General features: G+C 55.8%; 25 protein-coding genes and 2 tRNA genes. 15 read left to right on the forward strand and 12 right to left on the reverse strand.

Annotation, left to right across the window (positions count from 1 at the left end; translation table 11 throughout):
- The first annotated feature begins 99 nt into the window (after window positions 1–99).
- The 3 genes from wrbA (at window position 100) to AB6T85_RS04270 (ending at window position 2473) form a co-directional block, all read left to right on the forward strand.
- Window positions 100–699 (forward strand): NAD(P)H:quinone oxidoreductase, encoded by a 600-nt coding sequence (wrbA, locus tag AB6T85_RS04260; RefSeq protein ID WP_253454660.1) that lies wholly within the window; start codon window positions 100–102, stop codon window positions 697–699.
- Between the two features lie 22 nt (window positions 700–721).
- Window positions 722–952, forward strand: a complete 231-nt coding sequence (locus AB6T85_RS04265; protein ID WP_253454661.1) for a YccJ family protein — start codon at window positions 722–724, stop codon at window positions 950–952.
- A gap of 147 nt (window positions 953–1099) precedes the next feature.
- Entirely contained in the window at window positions 1100–2473 is a 1374-nt protein-coding gene (locus AB6T85_RS04270; protein WP_125288673.1) for an NAD-dependent succinate-semialdehyde dehydrogenase, read from the forward strand.
- Window positions 2474–2571: 98 nt separating this feature from the next.
- Here AB6T85_RS04270 and agp read toward each other — a convergent pair whose 3' ends face one another.
- The 3 genes from agp to AB6T85_RS04285 all read right to left on the reverse strand — a co-directional run bounded on the left by agp (window position 2572) and on the right by AB6T85_RS04285 (window position 5268).
- Window positions 2572–4368 carry a bifunctional glucose-1-phosphatase/inositol phosphatase gene (agp, locus tag AB6T85_RS04275; protein WP_369894879.1) on the reverse strand — a complete coding sequence of 599 codons (1797 nt, stop codon included), beginning with the start codon at window positions 4366–4368 and terminating at the stop codon, window positions 2572–2574.
- Window positions 4369–4682: 314 nt separating this feature from the next.
- A tRNA-Ser gene (locus tag AB6T85_RS04280) sits at window positions 4683–4770 on the reverse strand.
- A gap of 410 nt (window positions 4771–5180) precedes the next feature.
- Window positions 5181–5268, reverse strand: a tRNA-Ser gene (locus tag AB6T85_RS04285).
- A gap of 216 nt (window positions 5269–5484) precedes the next feature.
- Here AB6T85_RS04285 and yccA point away from each other — a divergent pair.
- A complete protein-coding gene (yccA, locus tag AB6T85_RS04290; protein ID WP_369894880.1) occupies window positions 5485–6141 on the forward strand; it encodes an FtsH protease modulator YccA in 657 nt (218 codons plus the stop codon).
- Between the two features lie 109 nt (window positions 6142–6250).
- Window positions 6251–6577 (forward strand): sulfurtransferase TusE, encoded by a 327-nt coding sequence (gene tusE / locus AB6T85_RS04295; protein ID WP_369894881.1) that lies wholly within the window; start codon window positions 6251–6253, stop codon window positions 6575–6577.
- A gap of 9 nt (window positions 6578–6586) precedes the next feature.
- On the opposite strand, the gene yccX is transcribed toward tusE, so the two are convergent.
- The gene (gene yccX, locus AB6T85_RS04300; RefSeq protein ID WP_125288677.1) at window positions 6587–6865 is read right to left on the reverse strand and encodes an acylphosphatase; all 279 of its coding nucleotides are present in this window, start codon (window positions 6863–6865) and stop codon (window positions 6587–6589) included.
- A gap of 84 nt (window positions 6866–6949) precedes the next feature.
- Here yccX and rlmI point away from each other — a divergent pair, with 84 nt between their 5' ends.
- Complete coding sequence (gene rlmI / locus AB6T85_RS04305) at window positions 6950–8140, forward strand: 23S rRNA (cytosine(1962)-C(5))-methyltransferase RlmI (protein ID WP_253454665.1); 1191 nt, start codon at window positions 6950–6952, stop codon at window positions 8138–8140.
- A gap of 62 nt (window positions 8141–8202) precedes the next feature.
- Window positions 8203–8517: a heat shock protein HspQ gene (gene hspQ / locus AB6T85_RS04310; RefSeq protein WP_253454666.1), complete on the forward strand. Its 315-nt coding sequence runs from the start codon at window positions 8203–8205 to the stop codon at window positions 8515–8517.
- A 27-nt stretch (window positions 8518–8544) separates the two neighbouring features.
- Here the strand turns inward: hspQ and AB6T85_RS04315 are convergent, their stop codons facing one another.
- Complete coding sequence (locus AB6T85_RS04315) at window positions 8545–8958, reverse strand: CoA-binding protein (RefSeq protein WP_253454667.1); 414 nt, start codon at window positions 8956–8958, stop codon at window positions 8545–8547.
- A gap of 169 nt (window positions 8959–9127) precedes the next feature.
- Between AB6T85_RS04315 and AB6T85_RS04320 the strand changes: the two genes are divergently transcribed.
- Together AB6T85_RS04320 and AB6T85_RS04325 are read left to right on the forward strand one after the other, a co-directional pair.
- Window positions 9128–9760, forward strand: a complete 633-nt coding sequence (locus AB6T85_RS04320; RefSeq protein ID WP_253454668.1) for a YccT family protein — start codon at window positions 9128–9130, stop codon at window positions 9758–9760.
- 68 nt (window positions 9761–9828) lie between these two features.
- Window positions 9829–10287: a methylglyoxal synthase gene (locus AB6T85_RS04325; protein ID WP_253454669.1), complete on the forward strand. Its 459-nt coding sequence runs from the start codon at window positions 9829–9831 to the stop codon at window positions 10285–10287.
- A 19-nt stretch (window positions 10288–10306) separates the two neighbouring features.
- On the opposite strand, the gene helD is transcribed toward AB6T85_RS04325, so the two are convergent.
- On the reverse strand, window positions 10307–12361 hold the full coding sequence (gene helD, locus AB6T85_RS04330; protein ID WP_253454670.1) for a DNA helicase IV: 2055 nt from the start codon (window positions 12359–12361) through the stop codon (window positions 10307–10309).
- Between the two features lie 129 nt (window positions 12362–12490).
- Here helD and AB6T85_RS04335 point away from each other — a divergent pair, with 129 nt between their 5' ends.
- Entirely contained in the window at window positions 12491–12937 is a 447-nt protein-coding gene (locus AB6T85_RS04335; RefSeq protein ID WP_253454671.1) for a YccF domain-containing protein, read from the forward strand.
- Window positions 12938–12939: 2 nt separating this feature from the next.
- Window positions 12940–15066, forward strand: coding sequence for a YccS family putative transporter (yccS, locus tag AB6T85_RS04340; RefSeq protein WP_369894882.1), 2127 nt, complete (start codon window positions 12940–12942; stop codon window positions 15064–15066).
- On the opposite strand, the gene AB6T85_RS04345 is transcribed toward yccS, so the two are convergent.
- Window positions 15063–15686 (reverse strand): TfoX/Sxy family DNA transformation protein, encoded by a 624-nt coding sequence (locus AB6T85_RS04345; RefSeq protein ID WP_369894883.1) that lies wholly within the window; start codon window positions 15684–15686, stop codon window positions 15063–15065. The two genes, yccS and AB6T85_RS04345, sit on opposite strands and share 4 nt — an antisense overlap.
- 199 nt (window positions 15687–15885) lie before the next feature.
- Here AB6T85_RS04345 and sulA point away from each other — a divergent pair, with 199 nt between their 5' ends.
- Both sulA and ompA read left to right on the forward strand, forming a co-directional pair.
- The gene (gene sulA, locus AB6T85_RS04350) at window positions 15886–16383 is read left to right on the forward strand and encodes an SOS-induced cell division inhibitor SulA (protein ID WP_253454674.1); all 498 of its coding nucleotides are present in this window, start codon (window positions 15886–15888) and stop codon (window positions 16381–16383) included.
- A 348-nt stretch (window positions 16384–16731) separates the two neighbouring features.
- A complete protein-coding gene (ompA, locus tag AB6T85_RS04355) occupies window positions 16732–17796 on the forward strand; it encodes a porin OmpA (RefSeq protein ID WP_301251195.1) in 1065 nt (354 codons plus the stop codon).
- Window positions 17797–17901: 105 nt separating this feature from the next.
- On the opposite strand, the gene matP is transcribed toward ompA, so the two are convergent.
- Window positions 17902–18357: a macrodomain Ter protein MatP gene (matP, locus tag AB6T85_RS04360; protein ID WP_369894884.1), complete on the reverse strand. Its 456-nt coding sequence runs from the start codon at window positions 18355–18357 to the stop codon at window positions 17902–17904.
- Between the two features lie 183 nt (window positions 18358–18540).
- On the opposite strand from matP, the gene AB6T85_RS04365 reads away from it, so the two are divergent.
- Together AB6T85_RS04365 and fabA are read left to right on the forward strand one after the other, a co-directional pair.
- The gene (locus AB6T85_RS04365) at window positions 18541–20286 is read left to right on the forward strand and encodes an AAA family ATPase (protein WP_253454676.1); all 1746 of its coding nucleotides are present in this window, start codon (window positions 18541–18543) and stop codon (window positions 20284–20286) included.
- A 68-nt stretch (window positions 20287–20354) separates the two neighbouring features.
- Entirely contained in the window at window positions 20355–20873 is a 519-nt protein-coding gene (gene fabA / locus AB6T85_RS04370) for a bifunctional 3-hydroxydecanoyl-ACP dehydratase/trans-2-decenoyl-ACP isomerase (RefSeq protein ID WP_125288691.1), read from the forward strand.
- 62 nt (window positions 20874–20935) lie between these two features.
- On the opposite strand, the gene rmf is transcribed toward fabA, so the two are convergent.
- The 4 genes from rmf to pqiA all read right to left on the reverse strand — a co-directional run bounded on the left by rmf (window position 20936) and on the right by pqiA (window position 24845).
- Window positions 20936–21103 carry a ribosome modulation factor gene (rmf, locus tag AB6T85_RS04375; RefSeq protein ID WP_125288886.1) on the reverse strand — a complete coding sequence of 56 codons (168 nt, stop codon included), beginning with the start codon at window positions 21101–21103 and terminating at the stop codon, window positions 20936–20938.
- 277 nt (window positions 21104–21380) lie between these two features.
- Entirely contained in the window at window positions 21381–21944 is a 564-nt protein-coding gene (gene pqiC, locus AB6T85_RS04380) for a membrane integrity-associated transporter subunit PqiC (RefSeq protein ID WP_369894885.1), read from the reverse strand.
- A complete protein-coding gene (gene pqiB, locus AB6T85_RS04385) occupies window positions 21944–23584 on the reverse strand; it encodes an intermembrane transport protein PqiB (protein WP_369894886.1) in 1641 nt (546 codons plus the stop codon). Before pqiB ends, pqiC begins: the two co-directional genes overlap by 1 nt.
- A complete protein-coding gene (pqiA, locus tag AB6T85_RS04390) occupies window positions 23571–24845 on the reverse strand; it encodes a membrane integrity-associated transporter subunit PqiA (RefSeq protein WP_301251199.1) in 1275 nt (424 codons plus the stop codon). Before pqiA ends, pqiB begins: the two co-directional genes overlap by 14 nt.
- Window positions 24846–24854: the final 9 nt, after the last annotated feature.

Below are 24854 nucleotides of genomic sequence, written 5' to 3' on the forward strand. Positions count from 1 at the left end.
TTTTTATCCCTCGCTTTTTGCGTTTCTGCAAGCTGGAGCAGCCTCATCTATACTTTTCTATCGAACGCTGTTTAAAACCACCTACTCAGGGAGTGAACGATGGCTAAAATTTTAGTGCTTTACTATTCGATGTACGGACATGTGGAAACCATGGCGAAGGCGGTAGCAGAAGGCGCACGACGCGTCAGCGGCGCGGAAGTGACCCTGAAACGCGTGCCTGAAACCATGAACGCTGAGCGTTTTGCTCAGGTCGGCGGCAAAACCGATCAGGATGCGGCCGAAGCCACGCCGGATGAACTGCCGCAGTACGACGCTATTCTGTTCGGCACGCCGACGCGCTTTGGCAATATGTCCGGACAAATGCGCACCTTCCTTGACCGCACCGGCGGCCTCTGGGCATCCGGCGCCCTGTTCGGCAAAATCGCCAGCGTTTTCGCTTCTACCGGCACCGGCGGCGGCCAGGAACAGACGATTACCTCAACCTGGACTACACTTGCTCATCACGGCATGGTTATCGTACCTATTGGGTACGGTGCGAAAGAGCTGTTTGATATTTCACAGGTTCGTGGCGGCACGCCCTACGGCGCCACGACGTTCGCTGGCGGTGACGGCTCGCGTCAGCCCAGCGAAGATGAACTGAATATTGCCCGCTATCAGGGTGAATATGTCGCCGGACTGGCGGTAAAACTGAACGGATAACCTCAACTCACAGGAGAACAGTATGGCTACGCAACAATCTAAAGAACATCGAGTGGGAGAATGGGCAAGTATTCGTTCCACCTCGCCTGAAATTGCCGAAGCCATTTTTGAAGTGGCGAACTACGATGAGAAGCTCGCCGAGGGGATTTGGGAGCAACAGGGTAATGATGAAGTTCTGATCCGCGCGTTTGAAAAAACCGATCAGGACGTGCTGACCTGGGATAACGTCCCGGTCGAGCGTAAAAACGTCTAACCTCCACTGCGACGAAACAGCAGTGCATTCTGCTGTTTCGTCGCGTTGCACAGCACAAACTGACACCCTTCCGCCTTGTTAAATCAATAAATCCTCTACTACGCTTATTCTCACCATTTAGCCTGACGGCCTTGAGAAGGAGCCACCATGTCCTATAAAACCATCAATCCTGCCAATAACGAACTGATTAAATCCTGGCCGGAGCATGACGATCGGCAGGTGGAAGCCGCGCTGAAAACCGCCGACGACCTTTATCATTCTTCCTGGTCCAAAGGCCCAATCCAGCCGCGCCTTCAGGTGCTGGCAAAGCTGGCCGACCTGATCGACAGCCGCGTGGACGAACTGGCAAAAACCGCCAGTATTGAAATGGGTAAACTGATTGAGCAGAGCCGTGGCGAAGTGCAGCTTTGCGCGAAGATTGCTCGCTACTATGCGGAAAACGCCGAGCGTTTCCTTGCCCCAACCTCTTATCCCACCGATCTGGGCGAAGCCTGGGTGGAAAATCACCCAATCGGCGTGCTGGTGGCCGTAGAGCCGTGGAACTTCCCTTACTATCAGCTGATGCGCGTGCTGGCGCCTAACCTTGCTGCCGGTAACCCGGTGCTGGCGAAACATGCCGCCAACGTGCCGCATTGCGCCACGCTGTTTGAAGAGCTGGTAACGGAAGCCGGCGCGCCAAAAGGCGCCTGGACTAACCTTTTCGTCAGCAACGATCAGATCGCCTCGCTGATTGCTGACGATCGCGTTCAGGGTGCGGCCCTGACCGGTTCCGAGCGCGCAGGCAGCGCCGTAGCGCAGCAGGCCGGTAAATACCTGAAAAAAACCACGCTGGAGCTGGGCGGCAACGACGTCTTCGTAGTGCTGGACGACTGCGATTTGGATAAAGCCGTGAAGGCTGGCGTTGGCGCGCGTCTGAGCAACTGCGGCCAGGTTTGCACCGCCGCTAAACGCTTTATCGTGCAGGAAAAAGTGGCCGATGCCTTTATCGAAAAATTCACTCAGGCCTTCCGCGAAGTGAAGATCGGCGATCCGCTGGATAAAAGCACCACGCTTGGCCCACTCTCTTCCGCCAGCGCGCGCGATACGCTGGTTAAGCAGGTAGAGAACGCGGTAGCCAAAGGCGCGAAGCTGCATCTGGGCGGCAAGGCGGTAGAAGGCGAAGGCTGTTTCTATGAGCCGACAATCCTTTCCGGCATTACCCGCGACAACCCGGCTTACTTTGAAGAGTTTTTCGGCCCGGTTGCGCAAATCTATGTGGTAAAAGATGACGAGGAAGTGGTGAAACTGGCCAACGATTCGCATTACGGCCTTGGCGGCTCGGTCTTTACCAGCAATATCGAGCGCGGCAAAACTTTGGCCTCGCGCATTGAAACCGGTATGGTTTATATCAACTCCGCCAGCGATACCGCACCAGAACTGCCGTTTGGCGGCGTGAAACGTTCAGGCTACGGCCGCGAGCTTTCCGATCTGGGCATCAAAGAGTTTGTAAACCAGAAACTGGTTGTGGTCAGCAAAGGCTGATCGCCAGACGTAAAAAAGGCCGACAGCGTCGGCCTGAAATCAGGTTCTGACAGAGCATGATAAGACCGGCAATCAGCCGGTCTTTTTTTCGCCCGCCGTCAGGAAGATTTGTTTTCCGTCTGCGCTGCCGGAGCCGCTTTGTCGTCCGCAGGCTTGCTGGCGGTATCGGCCGCGTTGTTATCCACCGGCGCGGCATTAGCTGACGCCTTTTCGGCATCAGCTTTATCAGCAGCGGCTTTATTGGCCGCAGCTTTCTCCTCAGCGGCCTGTTTTGCCGCGGCGTTGTCCGCTGCGGCTTTGTCAGACGCCTGCTTTGCTGCCGCTTTATCAGCAGCCGCTTTATCGGCGGCGGCCTTATCCGCTGCGGCTTTCTCCGCCGAGGCTTTCGCTTTCGCGGCTTTGTCCGCTGCCGCTTTATCAGCAGCGGCCTTATCGGCGGCCGCTTTGTCGCTGGCGGCTTTCTCCTGCGCGGCTTTTTCATTCGCTACTTTTTCGGCCGCGGCTTTATCCGCCTCGGCTTTGTCCGCTGCCGCTTTATCCGCAGAGACTTTGGCCTGCGCCGCTTTTTCGGCCGCCGCTTTATCCGCTGCTGCTTTATCGGCTGCGGCCTTATCGCTGGCGGCGGTTGCCTGGGCTGCCGCCATCGGCGTACCGGCAATGGCTTTATTCAATACCTGAGTAAACTGATCCCACGGGCAAAAGCCGTTGGCATCGGTCTTACAGCCGTTCATCTCAAGCGTCACGCGTTTTGGCGGCGTATCCAGAGAAAGTGGCGTCGCGTCGCGCAGCTGATCGCTGCTCTGGTAAACGTATTCCACCTTCACCAGCTCCTGATTGTTTTTCTTGTCGTGCCAGCGCTGGAACTGGATCATACCGCCGATTGGCGTACGTTCAAACTGGCCGGGCAGCGTGTAGGCTTTAAAATCCAGCGCGCTCAGCAGCGAAGCGATATTGGAATCGTGCCCCACCATCAGGGTCACCTTTGGCGCACTGGCTTTATCTTCATCCACCAACAGGCTGCGGATATAGTCGACCAGCGGCGCCGCTACGTCGCGCGCCACTTGCGGCGAGGTAAACAGCGTATCCTGATAGCCATTTTTGATCGCCGACAGCTCTTTCCACTGCTCAGGGGTTTTAATCTGTCCCCAGGCGACCTGGTCGGTCGGCAGACCTTCATAATATTGCAGGGTAAAGGCGTCAACCAGCGAGTTGCCCACCTTCAACGGGCCGCTAACCGTTGGCTCTTTACCGTTTTCCGCAAAGAATTTGTTCTGGTTGGTGCTGCTCAGGTCGCACTGTTTTTTGCCATCGCAGGCCGGCGAGTTTTTATAATCAATGATTTTTTCCAGCCGCTGGAACGCTGGCTTCAGCGTCAGCTTTTCGGCGGCGCTGTTCATCGCGGTCAGCGCCTGCTGGTTAAAGGCTTCGCTGCCGTCGGTAATAATCGGATTAAAGACGGGATCCATGGTTCCCATTTCATCCTGATGGGAAACCGCGACGTCGCAGCCGGGGAAAGCGCCGGTAATAAAGTACTGCGCCGTAGCAACGGTACGCTGCAGGCTATTGGCATAAGCGTAAATTTCATCGCTGCCCGGACACTGGTCCTGTTTGATCAACCCTTGCTGCGCCAGCCACTCGCGGGTATAGCGTGCCATATAAACTTCCAGCACGCCGCCTTTCGTCGTGAGCTGGCCGCCCGGTACGTCCCACTGCGGCCACTTCTTCTTCGTCGACTGCGCCAGCACGCTGCCGTTGTCGGCCAGCGGCGCCCGAAGATTATGGCGGCTCATCATTAACACCTGTTCAAGCTGATAGTTATCGTCGGCGGCGAAAGCGGAGAGGCTGGTCAGAGCCGAGCAGACCGCCAGCGCGCAAAGACTATACTTTTTAATCATGTGTTTTTTCCATTGATCCAAGGGTAAATCACCCGGCCAGCAAAGCGATACGTCCGGCAAAAGGCGGGCGTCGGAAAAGCTCGCCGCCGCACGGCAAAATGGGGCCGGGACCGGGCATTATTCGTGTTGAGAATATAGCAGACTATCGCCTTTGCCGTTACGGCGCATCAGGAGATTGAAAAGAAACGGGATGTTTTTCGTAAGCAGGATAATCGTCCGGCAGAACAGGGCCAGTCAGCAGGTAGAAAATAAAAAGCAGAAAGCAGAAAGCAGAAAGCAAAACGGGCCGGCAATTGCCGACCCGTTAAATTTGATGGCGGAGGAGGAGAGATTCGAACTCTCGAACGGTTTCCCGTCGCCGGTTTTCAAGACCGGTGCCTTCAGCCACTCGGCCACCCCTCCGCACTTTTACCATCTGCACCTGAAGTGCATCTGATGGCGCGCAGTATAGGGGAAAGCCCAAAGGCTGCCAAGCATTTTTTTAGCTATTTTGTTGAATTTATGCGCTTTTATACATCTTTTTTTTGGTTGCTCAGGAAATGCGCCGCAGTGGTTCAAAAAGCCGCCAACAAAGGACCTGGAATAGCTAACAGCGATGCCGTAATAAGATAAGGTAGTTGAGAGTGGTTGAGTGGTTGAGTGGTTGAGTGGTTGAGTGGTTGAGTAGTTGGGCTGTTGGGCTGTTGGGCTGTTGGGCTGTTGGGCTGTTGGGCTGTTGGGCTGTTGGGGAAGCAGGGATCCTAAATCAGGCAGCTATGCCATATCACGGGCAAAGCAAAACGGGCCAGCTTTCGCTGACCCGTTGAATTTGATGGCGGAGGAGGAGAGATTCGAACTCTCGAACGGTTTCCCGTCGCCGGTTTTCAAGACCGGTGCCTTCAGCCACTCGGCCACCCCTCCGCAATGACCCGAACTATAAACATCCTCCGCGCCGATGTAAAGCAGGGTCTGATTCAACTGCCGCAAAAACAGCCAGTTTTGGTTTTTTTGTTGTTATTAGCGCCAGCCTGCTCACAGAAACGCCGCCTTAACGAGTAAAGAAGGGTAAAACGTCTTCCCCCCTTCAGGCGCGGTCCTTATTCTCACTGCAATCTAATGACCTTAAGAGGCATTTCTATGGATCGCATCGTTACTCATACCAGGCAAAGCTCGCTGCTTGCCACGCATAAAGTTTTGCGTAACACCTATTTTCTGCTGGGGCTGACGCTGGCTTTTTCAGCGGTCACCGCCACGCTCAGCACCGTCTTCGCCCTGCCCGCCCCGGGCTTAATCATTATGCTGGCTGGCTTTTATGGCCTGATGTTTCTGACCTACCGCCTGGCGGACAGCCCAACCGGCATTCTGGCTGCCTTCGCTTTTACCGGCTTTCTCGGCTACTGCCTGGGGCCGATGCTGAATACCCTGCTGTCGGCGGGCATGGACGATGTTATCGGCCTGGCGCTCGGCGGCACCGCGCTGGTGTTCTTCTGCTGTTCAGCCTACGTGCTGACCACACGCAAGGATATGTCGTTCCTGGGCGGCATGATGATGGCCGGTTTTGTGGTGCTGCTGGTGGCCGTTCTGGCTAATCTGTTTTTGCAGATCCCTGCCCTGCATCTGGCGATTAGCGTGATGTTCGTACTGTTTTCTTCAGGCGCTATCCTGTGGGAAACCAGCAATATTATCCACGGCGGCGAAACCAACTATATTCGCGCCACCGTCAGCCTGTATGTTTCCATCTACAACATTTTTGTCAGCCTGCTGAGTATCCTTGGTATGTCCCGCAGCAACTGATGCGCTGAACAAAGACAACAAGCCCCGCAGCGCGGGGCTTTTTTTTGCTCATCCGCGCCGGAAAATTTTTGGTAAACTGCATCCCGGTTATCAATACAGAGGCAAAACGGTGTTTTTTGACGGTAAAGAAATTTCGCGCGACGCGCAGGGGTATCTGACTAAAATTTCGGACTGGAGCGAGGCGCTGGCTCCGTTGCTGGCAGAGGAAGAAGGCATCGAGCTGAGCGAAGCCCACTGGGAAGTCGTGCGCTTTGTACGGGAGTTCTATCTGGAATTTAATACTTCTCCAGCCGTGCGCATGCTTGTTAAAGCCATGGCGAAAAAATATGGCGAAGAGAAAGGCAACAGCCGCTACCTGTTCCGTCTTTTCCCTAAGGGCCCGGCAAAACAGGCAACTAAAATTGCCGGCCTGCCTAAACCGGCTAAATGCCTGTAGCGGCGGTCTTTATCCGGTGGTGAAACCCGCAGGCTGCTCCTGAAGCGCACAGGGTTCCGTCAGCACTTTGTCGACCCTGGCCGAACGCGGCCCGCCCGCCTTCAGCCAGGCAATCAGCGCCTCGACCTCTTTTTCCTCCCCACAGGCCAGTACCTCCACACTGCCATCGTCAAGATTGCGGGCATAGCCATTCAGCCCGCGCGCGCGGGCTTCGTGCTGGGTTGTATAGCGAAATCCCACGCCCTGTACGCTGCCGTGGACCCACGCTCGTTTACAGATTGCCGTCATATTTCCCCCTGAAGAGACAGTTTGCTTTTTGTGGCCAGGCACCGGACAATGACGCCTGTTTTTCTGACTGTAAGCATAGCAAATATGACCGTTCGTTTGATTCTCGCTAAAGGACGTGAAAAGTCCTTACTCCGCCGCCATCCCTGGGTTTTCTCCGGTGCCGTAGCCCGTATGGAAGGCAAAGCCCAGTCGGGCGAAACCATTGACGTTTGCGACAGCCAGGGTAAATGGCTGGCCCGCGCCGCCTGGTCGCCCGCTTCGCAAATCCGCGCCCGCGTCTGGAGCTGGGAACAGGATGAAGCGATCGATATCGCTTTCTTTACCCGCCGTTTGCAGGCAGCTCAGCAGCTGCGCGACTGGCTGGCGGAGCGCGACGATCTCGACAGCTATCGCCTGATAGCCGGCGAGTCTGACGGCCTGCCGGGCATCACCATCGATCGCTTTGGCAATTTCCTGGTGCTGCAGCTGCTTTCCGCCGGTGCCGAATACCAGCGCGCCGCCCTGATTACCGCACTACAGCACTGCTATCCGCAATGCGCCATCTACGATCGCTCTGACGTATCGGTACGTAAAAAAGAGGGTCTTGAGCTGACGCAGGGCGTGGTGCTGGGCGAAACGCCGCCTGAACTGCTGCCGATTACCGAACACGGTATGAAACTACTGGTCGATATTCAGACCGGCCATAAAACCGGCTACTACCTCGACCAGCGCGACAGCCGGCTGGCTACGCGCCGCTACGCAAAAGATCGCCGCGTGCTGAACTGCTTCTCCTATACCGGCGGCTTTGCCGTTTCGGCACTGATGGGCGGCTGCCAGCAGGTGATCAGCGTCGATACCTCACAGGCGGCGCTGGATGTGGCTCGCCAGAACGTAGAGCTGAACGGTCTGGATCTCAGCAAAGCGGAGTTTCTGCGCGATGACGTATTTAAATTGCTGCGTCGCTATCGCGAAAGCGGAGAAAAATTCGATCTAATCGTGATGGATCCGCCAAAGTTTGTTGAGAATAAAAACCAGCTGGCCGGCGCCTGCCGTGGCTATAAAGATATCAACATGCTGGCAATGCAGCTGCTAAATCCTGGCGGGATGTTGATGACGTTCTCCTGCTCCGGCCTGATGCCTACCGAGCTGTTCCAGAAAATTATTGCTGATGCTGCGCTCGATGCACAGCGTGATGTACAATTTATAGAACAGTTCAGGCAGGCAGCCGATCACCCGGTGATCGCCAGCTATCCGGAAGGTCTCTATCTGAAAGGATTTGCCTGCCGCGTGCTGTGACTTGAAAACGCTAACGCTGCCCCCATAAAGGATGACAGGGTTATGTTTCTCGGGAGGTCACGATGATTGCCAGCAAATTTGGACTTGGCCAGCAGGTACGACACAAGCTGCTGGGTTTTTTAGGGGTGGTGGTTGATGTGGATCCGGAATACTCGTTAGAGGATCCTAAAATTGACGATATCGCCGACGGCGCGCTGCGTAATGCCCCGTGGTATCACGTTGTGATGGAAGACGATAACGGCGAAACGGTGCACACCTATCTGGCGGAAGCGCAGCTGGGCTGGGAGATACCGGGCGAGCACCCCGAGCATCCTTCAATGGATGAACTCGCCGCTTCCATTCGCAAACAGCTGCAGGCGCCACGCCTCAGAAACTGACAAAGACCCCGCTTGCGGGGTTTTTTATTATCTGCCCAACCCCAGACGAGGAATTTCTATCATTGGGCAACGATCCATCACCACTTTCAAACCCGCATCGGCAGCCAGCACCGCAGCCTGCTCATTGATGACGCCCTGCTGCAGCCACAGCGATTTGGCACCTATCGCTATCGCCTCCTGCGCCACGCCCCAGGCCGCTTCCGAATTACGGAACACGTCAACCATATCCACCGGCTCGGGTATCTCTTCCAGCTTTGCATAAACCCGCTGTCCCAGCAGCGTTTGCCCGGCCAGTTTAGGGCTGACCGGCGTCACCTTGTAACCCTGCCCAAGCAGATACGCCATCACGTAATGGCTGGCCCTGGTGGGTTTCTCGCTGGCGCCTACCAGCGCGATATGGCGAGTCGTTGTCAAAACTTCATTAATAATGTTGTCGTCCATAGCGGCTCCGTTAACTATTTCTGTTTTGCAAGACGATCGTATTTTGCGCTTATAATCATAGCCGCAAAAGATTTAGCATGAATAAATATGTAAAAATGTTAATATGCTGTCATACTGAAAGACTTTGATACATTCGCTCTTTTTTATATTTCGGGCATCTGGAGAAACAATGAAGCTGGGTCTGCTCCTGACAGGGTTGATGGCAATGTGGGTTGCGGCTGCGGCCCATGCAACCACCTTAAAACTCGCGCCTGAGATCGATCTGCTGGTGCTCGACGGTCATAAAATTTCCGGTTCACTGCTGAAAGGCGCCGATGGGCTTGAACTGGAGCAAGGACAGCACCAGCTGCTGTTCCGCGTAGAAAAAAGGCTGGAAAACAGCCATACCTCGTCCTGGCGTTCGCCGCCGCTGATCGTGACTTTTACTACCAACGTTAAATCAATTGCTATCGCGTTGCCCGCTATCCGCACGTCTGCCCAGGCACGTGCGTTTGCCCATCACCCCGATTTTCAGCTGCATGACGAGCACGGCAAGGTTGTGCAGAGCGAGCAGGACACACTGACCGGCACCGCTGGCGAAAATTATGAACGGGAAATGGCGGCTTATAATATGCAGGGCCATTCGGCTTCGGTGCCTCGCTTTGCGCAGCCGCATACTACCGGCAGCCCGACCGACGATACGCTGACTTTCGCCAGCAGCCATTATCCGGCTGGCCGGGTACTGCAGTTATGGTATCAACAGGTTGACGCCGCTACCCGCCAACGTTTTGTTCTGCTGATGAAAGCCTTCCGCACAGGTTAAGCCTGCCCTGCTGGCATCCCGGGATCGGAAGCCGTATAGTTTGCTTTTCAACGAAACAGGATATCGCCATGGAGCAGACTACCCGCACCCTCGGGGAAAAAAAACATATTGCGCTGGTCGCGCACGATCACTGTAAAGCCTCAATGATGGCGTGGGTCGACAGCCATAAAGCGCTGTTGCAGCACCATACGCTGTACGCAACCGGCACCACCGGCAATCTGATCCAGCGCGCCACCGGCCTGCCGGTTACCGCTATGCTAAGCGGCCCAATGGGCGGCGACCAGCAGGTAGGCGCGTTGATTTCGGAAGGCAAAATCGACGTGCTGATTTTCTTCTGGGATCCGCTGAACGCGGTACCGCACGATCCTGACGTCAAAGCGCTGCTGCGCCTGGCAACGGTCTGGAATATCCCTGTTGCGACCAATCGCACCACCGCCGACTTTATTATTCATTCTCCGCTGTTCGCACAGCCGCTTGATATTTCTATTCCTGACTATCAACGTTATTTGCAGGCGCGCCTGCAGTAGACGCCACGGGCGTGCCGGATTACGGCTTGCGTAACAGCGGCACGCCCATGCGTTTAAATTCTGCTACAAAGCCTGACGGCGCATCGCTGTCAAACAGCAGCCAAACCTGTTTTTTCGCCCGCGTAATGGCGACATAGGCCAAACGCCGCTCTTCGGCGTCGGGAAAATCTTCCGGCTGCGGCAGCAGCGCCTGCTCGATAACCGACTCTCTGGCAGCGGCCGGAAACCCATCCTCGCCGCTTTTTAATCCCAGCACCAGTACGTAATCTGCTTCCTGCCCCTTGCTGGCGTGTATCGTTGCAAAAGAAATATTCAGGCCCGGCCAGCGCGTCTTCGCTTTAGCCAGCAGCGTCGGTTGCTGGTAGTGGTAGCGCGCGAGGATCAGGATTTCTTCTTCCTGCGTGACGTAGCCGCTGAGCTTATTCAGCAGCGCTTCCAGCTGTGACTCAGGCAGCAACGAGAGCGCTTTTTTAGTGGCTTTGCTCAGGCTGTTCAGCGGCTTTTTCAGCTGGGACGGGTTGCGCTGGATAAAGTCATTGGCTATTTCGCCAATACGCTCGTTGAATCGCCAGGTCGTGTCCAGCACGCAGCGTTCGCCTTCGCCAAAATAATGATGAAAGGCGGTAGTGAGCGCCATTTCCGCGCCGCTAAAGCGATAAATCGCCTGCCAGTCATCGCCCACGGCGAACAGCGAAGTCTGACTGTTTTGCCTGCGCAGCGCCGCCAGCAGAGCCGCTCGCTGCGGCGACATATCCTGAAATTCATCGACCAGAATGTGCTTCCACGGGCTGATAAAGCGTCCTTTTTCCAACACGGCGATCGCCTGATGGATCAGCCCGGCGAAATCTACCGCGCCTTCTTCTTTCAGTGCGCTTTTCCAGGCTTTTAACAGCGGCGCCATCAGTTTAACTCGTTTGCTGAACAGCTCGCGAACCGCTTCCGGCGCGGATTCGATCATCGCGGCCTGCGCGCCGCCGTGCATCCGCATGAGCTCCAGCCAGCGCTCCAGACGCTCGCCGACTCTGTTGGCCAACGTCTCATCCTGCCAGTAAGCGCCTTCGTCCAGCTCCCAGCCCAAATCCTCATGAAGCCACTGCCGCCAGCCGCTGGCCTGCGCTTTTTTCTCGCTGCACTGTTGCTGCCAGGTTTCTGTCAGCAGCCTGCGCCTCAGCGCGCCGTCGGTTTCCAGCTTGCTAATCACTGGCGACCTGTTGCTGCCCTGCTGAATAATGTGCAGCGCCAGGGAATGAAAAGTGCGCGCTTCAACGTCATCACTACCGAGGCGCGTTTTAAGCCGGTGGTTCATTTCTTCCGCGGCCCGACGGCCAAATGACAACAGCAGAATTTGCTCTGCGGCAGCCGCTTTACGCATCAGCAGCCAGCCTGCACGCGCCACCAGCACCGAGGTTTTCCCGCTGCCCGCCCCGGCCAGCACCAGCACCGCTTCCTCGCCGTTGACTACTGCGCTGGCCTGGGAGGCGCTAAGCGGTGAACTTTCGACGCCGGCAAAAAAATCGGCATACTGCGCCAGCATTTTTTCCGTCCAGCGCCTGTTGCGCTGCTGACGCTGCGCCTCGCTGTTTTCCAGCCAGCGCTGACAGAAAAGGTATGCTTCGCGACAGGATTCAAACTCTTCAAGACGGCTGACGGGCAAAGGCTGAGAGGAGAAAGCATCCCGGATTTTTTCGCCCCAGTTCGCCACTTCCTGACGTTTCAGCCAGCGATCCTGCTGCTCAAACTCGCTCAGGCTGGCAACCTGCTGCTGTAAAACTTCGGCGGCGATCGGGCTCATCTGCTGGCTCCACGCCTGCCACGCCTGGTTAAGGTAGTGATAAAAACGCTGCGTTTCCTGCCACTCCGTGCCGTGCAAACGCACCACTTTATTATCGGGCAGCGAAAACTCCAGCTCTCCCCAGACCAGTCCGCGCTTGCAGCGGATCGCCAACAGCTGGTTAAAAGGGATCAGGTATTCATGCTTCTGACCACTGACTTCGACGCCGGCTGCGAGCAGACGCACCCGATTATAGGGATGCTGCGCCAGATGCTTACCCAGCGAGGTTGCTTTCAGTTCCATAGAGGCTCTCGGGCTGCGGTTAATCTGCCGGACAGTTTACCCGGCAAGGATGTACCGCTCCAGCGTTAAAACACGGTATAATCAACGTATTGAATTTTCTTTTTTCGCGCAGCGCGAGGACCCTATCTGATGCGTACCGTTTTAAATATTTTAAATTTCTTTCTGGGCGGTTTTGTCACGACTTTCGGCTGGCTTGTTGCCACGCTGCTCAGCATCGTTTTCATTATTACGCTACCGTTAACCCGTTCCTGCTGGGAAATCACCAAGCTTTCGCTACTGCCGTTTGGCAACGAAGCGGTGCATGTGGATGAGCTTAATCCCGGCAAAAAAAATGTTTTGCTGAACTCCGGCGGCACCGTATTAAATATCGTCTGGTTTATTTTCTGCGGCTGGTGGCTTTGCGTCACCCATATCCTGGTAGGCATCGCGCAGTGTATTACGCTTATCGGTATCCCTACGGGCATCGCACACTTTAAGATCGCCGCTATCGCACTCTGGCCGGTCGGACGCCGCGTAGTCAGCGTTGAAGTCGCCAAAGCCGCCCGTGAAGCCAACGCCCGCAGCCGGTATAACTAACTATGCGTCTGTCGCTGTCGCCACGCCTGCGCCGCTATGCCTATAACAGCGCCCTGCTCTACAACCTGCGCATCTTTTTTGCGCTGGCCGGCACGGCGGGCGTGCCTTTATGGCTGGGCCAGATAACCTGGACTATCCCGCTAACGCTGGGCGTTGTGGCGGCAGCGCTGGCCGATCTTGACGATCGCCTCAGCGGCAGGCTGCGCAATTTATTGATCACCCTGGTTTGCTTTTGCGTGGCCTCCGTCTCGGTGGAGCTGCTTTCTCCTTTTCCCTGGCTGTTTACCCTTGGGCTGGCGCTGTCTACCTGGGGGTTTATCCTGCTCGGCGCGCTGGGTCAGCGTTACGCCACTATTGCTTTCGGCGCGCTGCTGATCGCTGTCTATACGCTGCTGGGGCTTGGTCTGTTTCCCCAGTGGTATTTGCAGCCCTCGCTGCTGTTGACGGGAGCTATCTGGTACAACCTGCTGACGCTGATCGGTCATCTGATTTTTCCCGTACGTCCGTTACAGGAGAATATTGCGCGCTGCTTTGAAGGCCTGGCGCGCTACCTGGAGGCGAAAGCAGGTCTCTTCGATCCAGACATCGAAGAGAATGACGACGCTTCGCTGATTGAAGCGGCAATGACCAATAGCCAGCTGGTCGCCACGCTGAATCAAACCAAGATTTCCATCCAGTCCCGGCTGCGTGGCGATCGCGGGCAGCGCAGCACGCGCCGCACGCTGCACTATTATTTCGTGGCGCAGGATATTCACGAGCGCGCCAGCTCTTCCCACGCGCAATATCACGCCTTACGCAAAGAGTATCGCTACAGCGATATTCTGTTCCGCTTTCAGCGGCTGTTAACCATGCAGGCGCGCGCCTGCCAGCAGCTCTCCAACGCTATCTTGCTGCGCGAACCCTGGCAGCACGATCCGCGTTTTGAGCGCGCTTTTGTGCACCTTCAGGCCGCGCTGGAGCGCCTGAGTGCAAACCAACCCGCCAGCAGCGAACTTAAGGCTATGCACTACCTGCTGCATAACCTTAAGGCTATCGACGCCCAGCTGGCGACCATCGAGTCCGGGCAGGTTTTGCAGGACAACAGCGACGGACGTCTTTCCAGTGAAGGCCTGACCGGCTGGGCAGATATCCGTCTGCGCCTGAGTCGCCATCTTTCGCCGCAGTCGCCGCTTTTCCGGCACGCCGTGCGCATGTCGCTGCTGCTCTGTACCGGCTACGCTTTTATCCAGATCACCGGGCTGGAACACGGCTACTGGATCCTGCTGACCAGCCTGTTTGTCTGCCAGCCCAACTATAACGCGACGAAAAGGCGCCTGGCGCTGCGTATTGTCGGCACGCTGGCCGGTATAGCGATTGGTCTGCCGCTACTCTGGCTGATCCCCTCTGTTGAGGGACAGCTGATACTCATTGTGCTCACCGGCGTGCTGTTTTTCGCCTTCCGACAGTCGCAATATGCCTACGCCACGCTTTTTATCACCCTGCTGGTACTTTGCTGCTTTAACCTGCTTGGTGAGGGGTTCGAGATCGCGCTGCCGCGTATTATCGATACGCTGCTGGGCTGCGGCATAGCCTGGATCGCCGTGGCCTTTATCTGGCCCGACTGGCGTTTCCGCCAGCTTTCCGCCGTCGCGGATCGCACGCTTAATGCCAACTGCCGCTATCTGGACGCCATTCTGGTGCAGTATCACCAGGGCAAAGATAATCGCCTGGATTACCGCATTGCCCGGCGCGATGCGCACAACTGCGACGCCGAGCTGGCCTCGGTAGTGTCTAATATTTCGGCCGAAAAAAACGCCAGCGCGGGCCTGCGTGAAGACGCTTTCCGACTACTGTGCCTGAACCACTCTTTTCTCAGCTATATTTCCGCGCTGGGCGCCCATCGCGAGAAAATCACCAACCCGGCCATGCTGCAACTGATGGATGACGCGGTCTGCTACGTCGACGACGTGCTGCATATTGATATTGTCGATGAAGACAAAGCGGCCAGGCTGCTGGGCAATCTTTCCGCCCGCCTGGCAGCGGCGGAAGCGGCGCCGGACACAAAGGAGCCGCTGGTCTTACAGCAGGTTGGCCTGCTGGTTGCACTGCTGCCGGAAATTGTTCGGTTGAAAAAAAAGGGGCTGGCCTAAGACTTTTGCTGCCTGGCCCGGCGCCGCAGCGTTTCCTTATGCCACTGCCGAAGCTCGGTTTTGACGCTTTCCGGCAGCGCTTCGTAATGGCGGCCCGCGATCGCGCCTTCCAGCGCGAAAAGGACGTTGATGCCCAAATTGTTGTTGCTGGCGTACAGCTTGAGCCAACAGCGTCTGGCGCCCTGCTCTTTGAGCATGGCGATAGTGCTGATGCCGACCTGACGTAGCAGCGTCTCGATGCGGATAGTCAAATTGGGCAAATCTTTCAGGCGCTGGTTTTGCTGCTTTTGCGTTCGCTGCTGGCGTGCGCCCTGCAGGCAAAGCCGGGAGAGCGCCACCAGCTGCCCGTGCTCTTGCCACAGCGGGTCGTCCACCCGATAATAATCCAGCGCGACCGGCATCCCTCTTTTAGTAAAATGCAGAGGCTGCATCTTCCGCTCCACGATATAGGGCTTTACCTGCTCGCAGGCCCGCAGATAAAGCTCCCCTTCCGCTACCAGCGCGAACACCACGTTCTCTATCGACAGGCTGTAGCCGCCGAACTGGCTGCGGCATTCGATTTCGCCCAGTTCGGCAAGCTGGCGTCTGGCTTTTTCAATCTGTTTTTTTGACTGGCTCATCCTTTTCTCCCTGTATACAGAACACCCTCGTCCCTGTGAGAAATGAAAAGTATGCAATCGTGGTAACAGGTTCAATTACTAATTGCCGTTACAGCCGGTTTCATTGTGATTTTGCGAGACGTTATCAAAATTTAGGGTTGATCTTTGTTCACCGCCCTTATACTGTATATCCATACAGTGACCTGCGAGCAAAGCCGATATGCGTACTCATTCCATGAAATCTCATTCTGTTAACAGCCGTTTTCCTCAGCCCCGCTCTTCATCCCATAGCGAAGCGACTGGCCTGATCAGCGAACTGATCTACAGCGAGAATCAGCCGGGCATGACGCAAATGCTACTGCTCCCTTTGCTGCAACAGCTGGGCACGCAGTCCCGCTGGCAGCTATGGCTGACGCCGCAGCAAAAGCTGAGCCGCAGCTGGCTTGCGCGTTCCGGGCTGCCGCTTAATAAAGTGATGCAGGTCCAGGGGCAGGCCATTAATACGCTGGAGGCCATGATTAAAGCGCTGCAAACGGGGAACTACAGCGTGGTGCTGGGTTGGCTGCCTGAGGAACTGACCGAGGAAGATCGTCGTCGGCTCCATGACGCAGCGTTAAGCGGCCAGGCTTTAGGTCTGATTATGCGACCGGATCCGGTCGAAATTGTCGCGTGCAGACCCTTTAATGGGTTAAAAATTCAGTCGAGTTTGTATCATTAAGTAAAAATAAGAGTTTTCTCATCATAAACTTCTTCGCCGGGCATGATAAGCGTCTGATTATGCTATGACCCGGCGTGACAATGGTTTAGCCGCGTTTTTCCCGGAAGTTATTTCCCGCCGTCCTGTACGCAAATGTGTAAAAATGTGTACAAAACGCCGTTTTTTTTCAGACCGCCTTCACATCTTACTTGTAAGTTTGCTGGTACGTTGTAGACTTTACGTCGCCAGGGTGCTCAATAATCTCCCTTTTTTGGATGAGTCATAATCGAGCGTCATAACCCGGCGAAGGATTAAATCAAAGAGCTAATGAAAGCTCATTGCCTATTTGGATGATAACGAGGCGCAAAAATGAAAAAGACAGCTATCGCAATTGCAGTGGCACTGGCTGGCTTCGCTACCGTAGCGCAGGCCGCTCCTAAAGATGACACCTGGTATACCGGTGCGAAACTGGGCTGGTCTCAGTACCACGACACTGGTTACTACGGTAACGATTATGCGAACAACGACGGCCCAACTCACGAAAGCCAGCTGGGCGCAGGTGCCTTCGGTGGTTACCAGGCTAATCAGTACCTGGGCTTCGAACTGGGTTATGACTGGCTGGGTCGTATGCCTAACAAAGGCAATGTCGTAAACGGCGCATTCAAAGCACAGGGCATTCAGCTGGCTGCGAAACTGAGCTACCCAATCTATGACGATCTGGACGTGTACACCCGTCTGGGCGGCATGGTATGGCGCGCTGACTCCACGCAGAACAACAACGGTACTCGCATCAGCGATCACGACACCGGTGTTTCTCCGCTGGCAGCTGTAGGTGTTGAATACGCTGTAACCAAAAACTGGGCTACCCGTCTGGACTACCAGTGGGTTAACAACATCGGTGATGCAAACACCGTTGGCACCCGTCCAGATAACGCCATGCTGAGCGTAGGTGTTTCCTACCGTTTCGGCCAGGATGAAGCAGCGCCAGCACCGGCTCCGGCTCCAGCACCAGCGCCAGTTGTTGAAACCAAGCGTTTCACCCTGAAATCAGACGTGCTGTTCACCTTCAACAAGGCGACTCTGAAGCCAGAAGGTCAGCAGGCTCTGGATCAGCTGTACACCCAGCTGAGCTCTCTGGATCCTAAAGACGGCAACGTCGTGGTTCTGGGCTTCACCGACCGTATCGGTTCTGACCAGTACAACCAGAAACTGTCTGAGAAACGTGCACAGTCCGTTGTTGACTACCTCGTGTCTAAAGGCATCCCTTCTAACAAGATCTCTGCACGTGGCATGGGTGAAACTAACCCAGTTACCGGCAACACCTGTGACAGCGTGAAAGGCCGTAACGCCCTGATCGAATGTCTGGGTCCAGACCGTCGCGTAGAAATCCAGGTTAAAGGCATCAAAGACGTGGTAACTCAGCCTCAGGGTTAAGTTTACGCTTTGATAAAAACCCCGCTTCGGCGGGGTTTTTTGTGGGCGCTATTTCGCGCTGCTGCTTATTGTCCCGCCGGCCGTAATTGCAGACCGTCGACAGGTCTAATCCGGCTTGCCCAGGATCGCCTGCAAATCCTGCCTGAGTGAAGACATCTGGCTGGCATATTTTTCTTTATGCTCTGCATCTTCTATCAGCTGCACAATGGTGTCCGAAAGCGTGACGTTTCGCCGCTGCGCCAGCGCGGCCAGCCGCTGCCAGACCAGATACTCCAGATCGATAGATTTCTTCCGCGTATGCTGATGTTCTGCATTAAAGTGACGCTTGCGGCGCGCGCGTATACTTTGCTTCATGCGGTTTTCCAGCGCCGGATTGATATGACGGGCAATCCATGTCGTTACCTCGCCAGGGCTGTATTCTATCGCCAGCAGCTCACCGACGGCAGCCTGGGCCGCGCTTCGCTCCAGATAACGCGTGATCGCTTCACCTTCCCGGTGTTTTTTCACCAGGTATGTCCACTTCCATCCGCTTTCAAGGTTTTCCAGTTGCTGGTATTTCATCGGGATCTCATGCTAAACCTGTAACCTATTTAGAATAACAGCTTTTTTAACATAGCCGCACGGAAAACCAGAGCGAACTCGCAATTGCGGCCCGTAAGGGTGCAAAGAAGAACTCAGCGATGCTTAACAGGCTGAAATCTTGTATAATGGCGTATTACTCATTTTAAGAAAAAAACGATAACTTTGATCAACAACCAACTTGAATGGCGCGCCCTGCAGCCCGATACCGACAGCGTTCAGTCGCTTTTCTCCGAGCTTCCTGATGATCCCTGTTACTTTTCCGAAGTACAGTCACGCCTGTTCAATACGCTGAGCCTGCTGCTGGACAGCCAGGCAAAACTGCCGCTGATGCTGGTCAAAACGCCGGAGCACCCGGAGTATCAGGCTCTGCTGCAGACCGTGATTTCAGGTTTTGATGATGAAAGCGTGACGCTGTACGGCGGTCATTATCATATTGACGGCGCGGCGGTCAGCTGGCGTCCGGCCGAGTCGGAGCAGGATAATTTTGCCTCGACGGGCGGCGTGCACAGCGCAGACTGGATTGAGGCGGAACAGCTGTTCGGCTGTTTCCGTCAGTACAATAATACGTTAACGCTTGAACCCGGACTGGTGCACAAGGCTAACGGCGGGACGCTACTGCTTTCTTTACGCGCCCTGCTGGCCCAGCCGCTGCTCTGGCTACGTCTGAAGCAAATCCTCAGCACCCGCCAGTTTAGCTGGCATTCGCCCGACGAGTCCCGGCCGCTGCCGGTTGCCGTGCCGCCAATGCCGCTGCATTTTCGTCTTATCCTGACCGGTGAACGCGACGCGCTGGCTGATTTCCAGGAGATGGAGCCGGAGCTGGCGGCGCTGGCGTTCTATTCGGAATTTGAGGATAACATTCAGATCGTCGACGAGCAGTCGTTCGCTTTGTGGATCAAGTGGGCACGTTCGGTCGCTGCTGATGAAGATCTGCTGATTGCAGACGATCTTTGGCCGGTGCTGATGCGTGAAGCGGTACGCTATACCGGCGACCAGGAAACGCTGCCGCTGTGTCCCGTCTGGCTGGCTCGCCAGTTCCAGGAGGCGGCGGCCAACAGCGATGAAAACCTGATCAACGGCGAACACCTTCAGGCGGCGCTGGATAATCGCGAGTGGCGCGAAGGCTTCCTTGCCGAGCGAATTCGTGACGAGATCCTGCTGGATCAGATCCTGATCGAAACCGAAGGCGAGGCGATTGGTCAAATCAACGCCCTTTCCGTTATCGAATTTCCCGGCCATCCCCGCGCCTTCGGCGAGCCTTCCCGCATCAGCTGTGTCGTACACGTGGGCGACGGCGAGTTCCATGACGTGGAGCGTAAAGCGGAGCTGGGCGGCAACATCCATGCCAAAGGCATGATGATTATGCAGGCATGGCTGATTGCGGAGCTGGAGCTTGATCAGCAGCTGCCCTTCTCCGCCTCGGTCGTGTTTGAACAATCCTATTCAGAAGTCGATGGCGACAGCGCATCGCTGGCCGAACTCTGCGCCCTGATCAGCGCGCTGTCCAGCCAGCCGATTACGCAACAGATTGCCGTGACCGGCTCGGTGGATCAGTTCGGTCGCGTGCAGCCAGTCGGCGGCCTGAACGAAAAGATCGAAGGCTTTTTCCATATCTGCCAGCAGCGCACGCTGAACGGCAGCCAGGGCGTTATCATTCCTGCGGCGAACGTGCGTCACCTTTGCCTGCAACAGGAAGTGGTGGATGCCGTGCGGGAAGGAAAATTTCACGTCTGGGCGGTGGAAAGCGTGGAGGAAGCCCTTCCTCTCCTGACCAAAACCGAATGGGACAAAGAAGACGCGCCTTGTCTGCTAAGATCGATTCAGGAGCGCATTGCGCAAATAAACCAACAGGAAGGTCGGCAACGTCCGTGGCCGCTGCGCTGGCTGAACTGGTTTAACCAGAGCTAATCGGGCTTGCTCAGCTTACAGCTGTAAGCTAACCTTCGTGCTTCAATAAAATAAGGCTTATTAAGAACATGGTAGATAAACGCAAATCCTACTCAAAAGAAGACCTGATTGCCTCTGGTCGCGGTGAACTTTTCGGTGCCGAAGGCCCGCCGTTGCCGTCTGGCAACATGCTGATGATGGATCGCGTCATCGAGATGAATGAAGATGGCGGCAACTACGGTAAAGGCTTTGTGGAAGCGGAGCTGGATATCAATCCCGATCTGTGGTTCTTCGGCTGCCACTTTATCGGCGATCCGGTGATGCCAGGCTGTCTGGGTCTTGATGCGATGTGGCAGCTGGTAGGCTTCTATCTGGGCTGGCTGGGCGCGGAAGGTAAAGGCCGTGCGCTGGGCGTAGGCGAAGTTAAATTTACCGGCCAGGTTCTGCCAACGGCGAAAAAAGTCTCTTACCGTATTCACTTTAAGCGTGTTATTAACCGCAAGCTGGTGATGGGCGTAGCCGATGGCGAAGTGCTGGTGGATGGCAACGTTATCTATACCGCTACCGATCTGAAAGTGGGTCTGTTCAAGGACACCACCGCTTTTTAAGCGCGTTTAAAAGACGAAACCTCCGCCCGGGCGGAGGTTTTCCTTTTCAATAACAGAGCGGATTACGCGGTAACCGTCCTGTCCTCCATGGCCTGTCGCCAACCTCCCAACCAGTGAGATCTTGCATCTATCATTTGATAGGGACACATCTCTTTAGGGCGTCCGGTAATACCGGCCTGATAACCTCTGGAATGTGCCCGTTCGAGCCGATCTCGTTTCTGTCTCTTCATCATGCCTGTAATCCCCTCTTCAGGTCAGGTGGAATCTGGTGGAAAGAAATCAGTGAGTGCATACGCAGTCACAATTTAGTTCTAACGCCATTTTCGCTGAAGATCAACGCGCAAATTTCACGCCAATGTCATAAACCTGTGCGAGGATAGTGGAAACTTATCGCCTGAAAACTCTCCTGAAAACCAGATAACCTCCTGTATGGCAATAAAAAAAGCCCCGATTGTGCAATCTTCTGATTGTCGACAAACCGGGGCTTAGCGCCAGTGATTAATTTTTCTAATTAAGGCTGCGGATACCGTTAGCTATATCCTGCGCCTCCTGCTGCCAGCCTTCTGCCAGCGTTCTGACCAGCGCGTCGTAGCCATCCTCTTTCTGCGGCAGGGCCAGCGTAAACGAGCGCTTCACGATTTGCCCCTGATGCTCCAGCACCCAGTCGCCGCTGATCACCGCATGGCCGTCGTAACGACCGTGGAAGCCGGTCATCGTTACGTTGAGCGTATCCTGCTGCTGGCCCAGCGGTGAAGCCGAGACCAGCGAGCCGGGCAGCGCCTGGCTCAGGTTCGCCACCAGCGTTTGCTGTAGCTGCTGGTCGAGCGGGCTGGCCCAGAGGTTATTGGCAGCAATCGTATATTTCACGTCGCTGGTTTGGTAAACCAGCCCGTTACCGGACAAATAGTCCGGAACGGAAACATGCTGGACAAAAACCGCTGGCCGCGCGGCATCAACGCTGCTGACGGCCGCGCCCTTCGCCGCCACGGGCAGCTGGTAATAGGTGGTATCGGACGTGCTGCTGCAGGCGCTCAGCGCCAGGGCCAAAGCCACAGGTAGCCATTTTTTCATTATTTCGCCCTCTTCGGCTGGGGATCCTGGCCGGGTTTTGCTTCAAACACCAGCGCATTGCTCTTGCTGTTCAACGTTTTCAGCACCGGCTGCAGTTCACGCAGCACCTGATTGAGCTGCTGCATATCGCCGACCAGTTTGCTGTAGGCCGGTGCGCCAGGCTGGAAGCCTTTCATGCTGGCGTTCAGCTCGCGCAGCGTTTTCTGCATATCGGCCGGTAGCTCTTTCATCGACTGGCTGCCGGTGATCTGGTTGATGTTATCCAGCGTTTTCTGCAGCTCGCGAATAGTGCGCTGGCTCTCTTTCAGCGTGCCCGTGGCCTGATTAATCATCGGGTTCAGCGGCAGCGAATTGATTTTATCCAGCGTATCCATCAGTTTCTGTTGGATCTGCGCCAGTCCGCCGCTGGTCGTTGGGATCAGCTCATAGCCCGCAAAAGAGGCCGGTCCTTTGAACGGTTTGGCATTGCTGTCAAAATCCAGATCGATATAGAGCGAGCCGGTCAGCAGGTTGGCCGACTTCAGCGAGGCGCGAAGACCCGCCTTGATACCGTCCTTCAGGTGCTGCTCAATATCAAAGTCCTTGCCCAGCATACTCTGGAAGCGGTCCGGCTCGATGCGGATCAGTACCGGGATACGGTAATCGTTGCCCAGCTGCTGCGCGACTTTAGTGGATTTAAACGGCACTTCCGCGACCGTTCCCAGCCTTATGCCCCGGAACTCTACAGGCGCGCCCGGCTGCAGGCCGCGAATAGAATCGCTGAAGAACATCAGGAAGTCTTTATGCACGGTGTAGAGCGAATCCTGAATGCTGCGCTGATCGTCAAACAGCTTATATTCCGCTTTATTCGCCGCCGCCTGTCCCAGATCCCAGCCGTCCGGCACGTCAAAGCTGACGCCGCCGCTGAACAGCGTGGTCAGCGAGCCCATTTCAACCCGCATACCTGAAGCGGACATATCTACCGCGATGCCGCTATCCTTCCAGAAGCGCACGTTTGTCGTGACCAGCCGGTCATAAGGGGCGGCGATAAACAGCTGATAGGTCATCATACGTTTGTCGGCGTCGAACTGGCTGGTTTCCACCGAGCCTACGCGATAGCCACGGAACAGCACCGGATCGCCAGGGTTCAGCTGGCCCGCTTTCGCGCTGTCCAGCGTAATGCGTACCCCTTTGGCATCCGGCGGCGCCAGCGGCGGCGCATCCAGCAGCTTATACTGTTCGGGCTGTTCGCCTTTGCTGCCCGGCTGCAGCTCAATATAGGAGCCGGAAAGCAGCGTCCCCAGACCGGTAACGCCTTCGCGGCCGATGGTCGGTTTAACCACCCAGAACGCGCTGTCGCCTTTCAGCAGTTTTTCCATGCCGGCGTTAAGGCGCGCGGTAATTTTCACGTGCAGCAGATCGTCAGTCAGTACGGCGCTTTCTACCGTGCCGACATCAACGCTGCGGCTTTTAATCGCCGTTTTACCGCCTTCGATGCCTTCCGCGTTGGTGGTGATCAGCGTGACCAGCGGCCCCTGATGGGTGAAATGATAAACAAGGATCCACGCACCGATTAATACGGTGATAATGGGGATGATCCAGACTGGTGACCAACGTTTGATTCGATCAACCGTCGCCACGCCATGATTATTTTCCTGCAATGCCTGGCTCCTCTTTAGTTTGGGTACTGACACGATCCCAGGTCAGACGGGGGTCAAACGTCATGGCGGCGAACATCGTCAGGATCACCACCAGCGCAAACAGCAACGCCCCCGTCGCGGGATAAATATTCATTAGCTGGCCCATGCGCACCAGCGCGGAGAGCACAGCTATCACAAAGACATCAATCATTGACCAGCGGCCGACAAACTCCACCACCTCGTAGATTTTATGCATCCTTTCGCTGTCCTGATGCGGCTTGCTTTTGCCGTTGGCATCCCAGCAAAGCCAGCCGATAGCCAGCATTTTTAGCGAAGGCACCATGATACTGGCGATAAAAATCACCAGCGCAACCGGATAGGAGCCTTCTCCCCACAGCAATACCACGCCCGCCATAATGGTAGACGTCGTTTTGCTGCCAAGGGATTCCGTGATCATAATTGGCAGCAGGTTAGCGGGAATATATAAAAGCAGTGAGGTCAGCAGCAGCGCCATTGTCCATTGCAGGCTGTGCCTGCGCCGGGCGTGACCGCGCGTGCCGCAGCGTGAACAGGAGAGTTGTCCGACCGGCAGTATGGCTGTACAGCAGCTACAGGAACGCAGATCCTGCGCCAGGCCGCTGATGGCAGGCACCGGTTTCGCCGGCAACGCAGGCAGAGGCGCAATGCGCTGCCACATCCAGCGGCGATCGACGCACTGAAAAGCGCGCAGCTGCAGCACGCAGAACAAACACCAGGGAATAAAACTGGTGCCGATGCCGATATCGCCGTAGGCCATCAGTTTGACAAAGCTGACCAGCACGCCGGCCAGGAAAATTTCCGCCATGCCCCAGGTTTTGATCTGAAACAGCGCGCGCGCCATCGCTTTTTTTAACGGCGTGGGCAGATTAACCGGGTTCACCAGCAGCAGGATAATAAGCATACAGAGCGCGGGCACGGCCTGCACGAACAGCAGAAACAGCGTCGCCAGGCTGCTGTAATCCACCGAAACCATGACCTGCGGGATACGCATCAGCGTAATTTCGCTGCTCATCCCCGCCACGTGCATATTGACGAACGGAAACAGGTTCGCCAGAAGCAGCATAAACAGCGCCGCCAGCGCATAGCCGGTTGGCCGCTTGCGCGGCTCATCCCAGTTCATGACCAGCGTGGTATCACAGCGCGGGCAGCTGGCTTTGCTGCCCGGCGTGAGAGGCGGCAACTGTGTCATCAGGTCGCACTGCGGGCAAAGCATCCACTGGTCGGCCTGGTGCGATGAACACATAGATTACCT

Origin of the sequence: Erwinia aeris, from assembly GCF_041224955.1 — a bacterium.
Classification (GTDB): domain Bacteria; phylum Pseudomonadota; class Gammaproteobacteria; order Enterobacterales; family Enterobacteriaceae; genus Erwinia; species Erwinia aeris.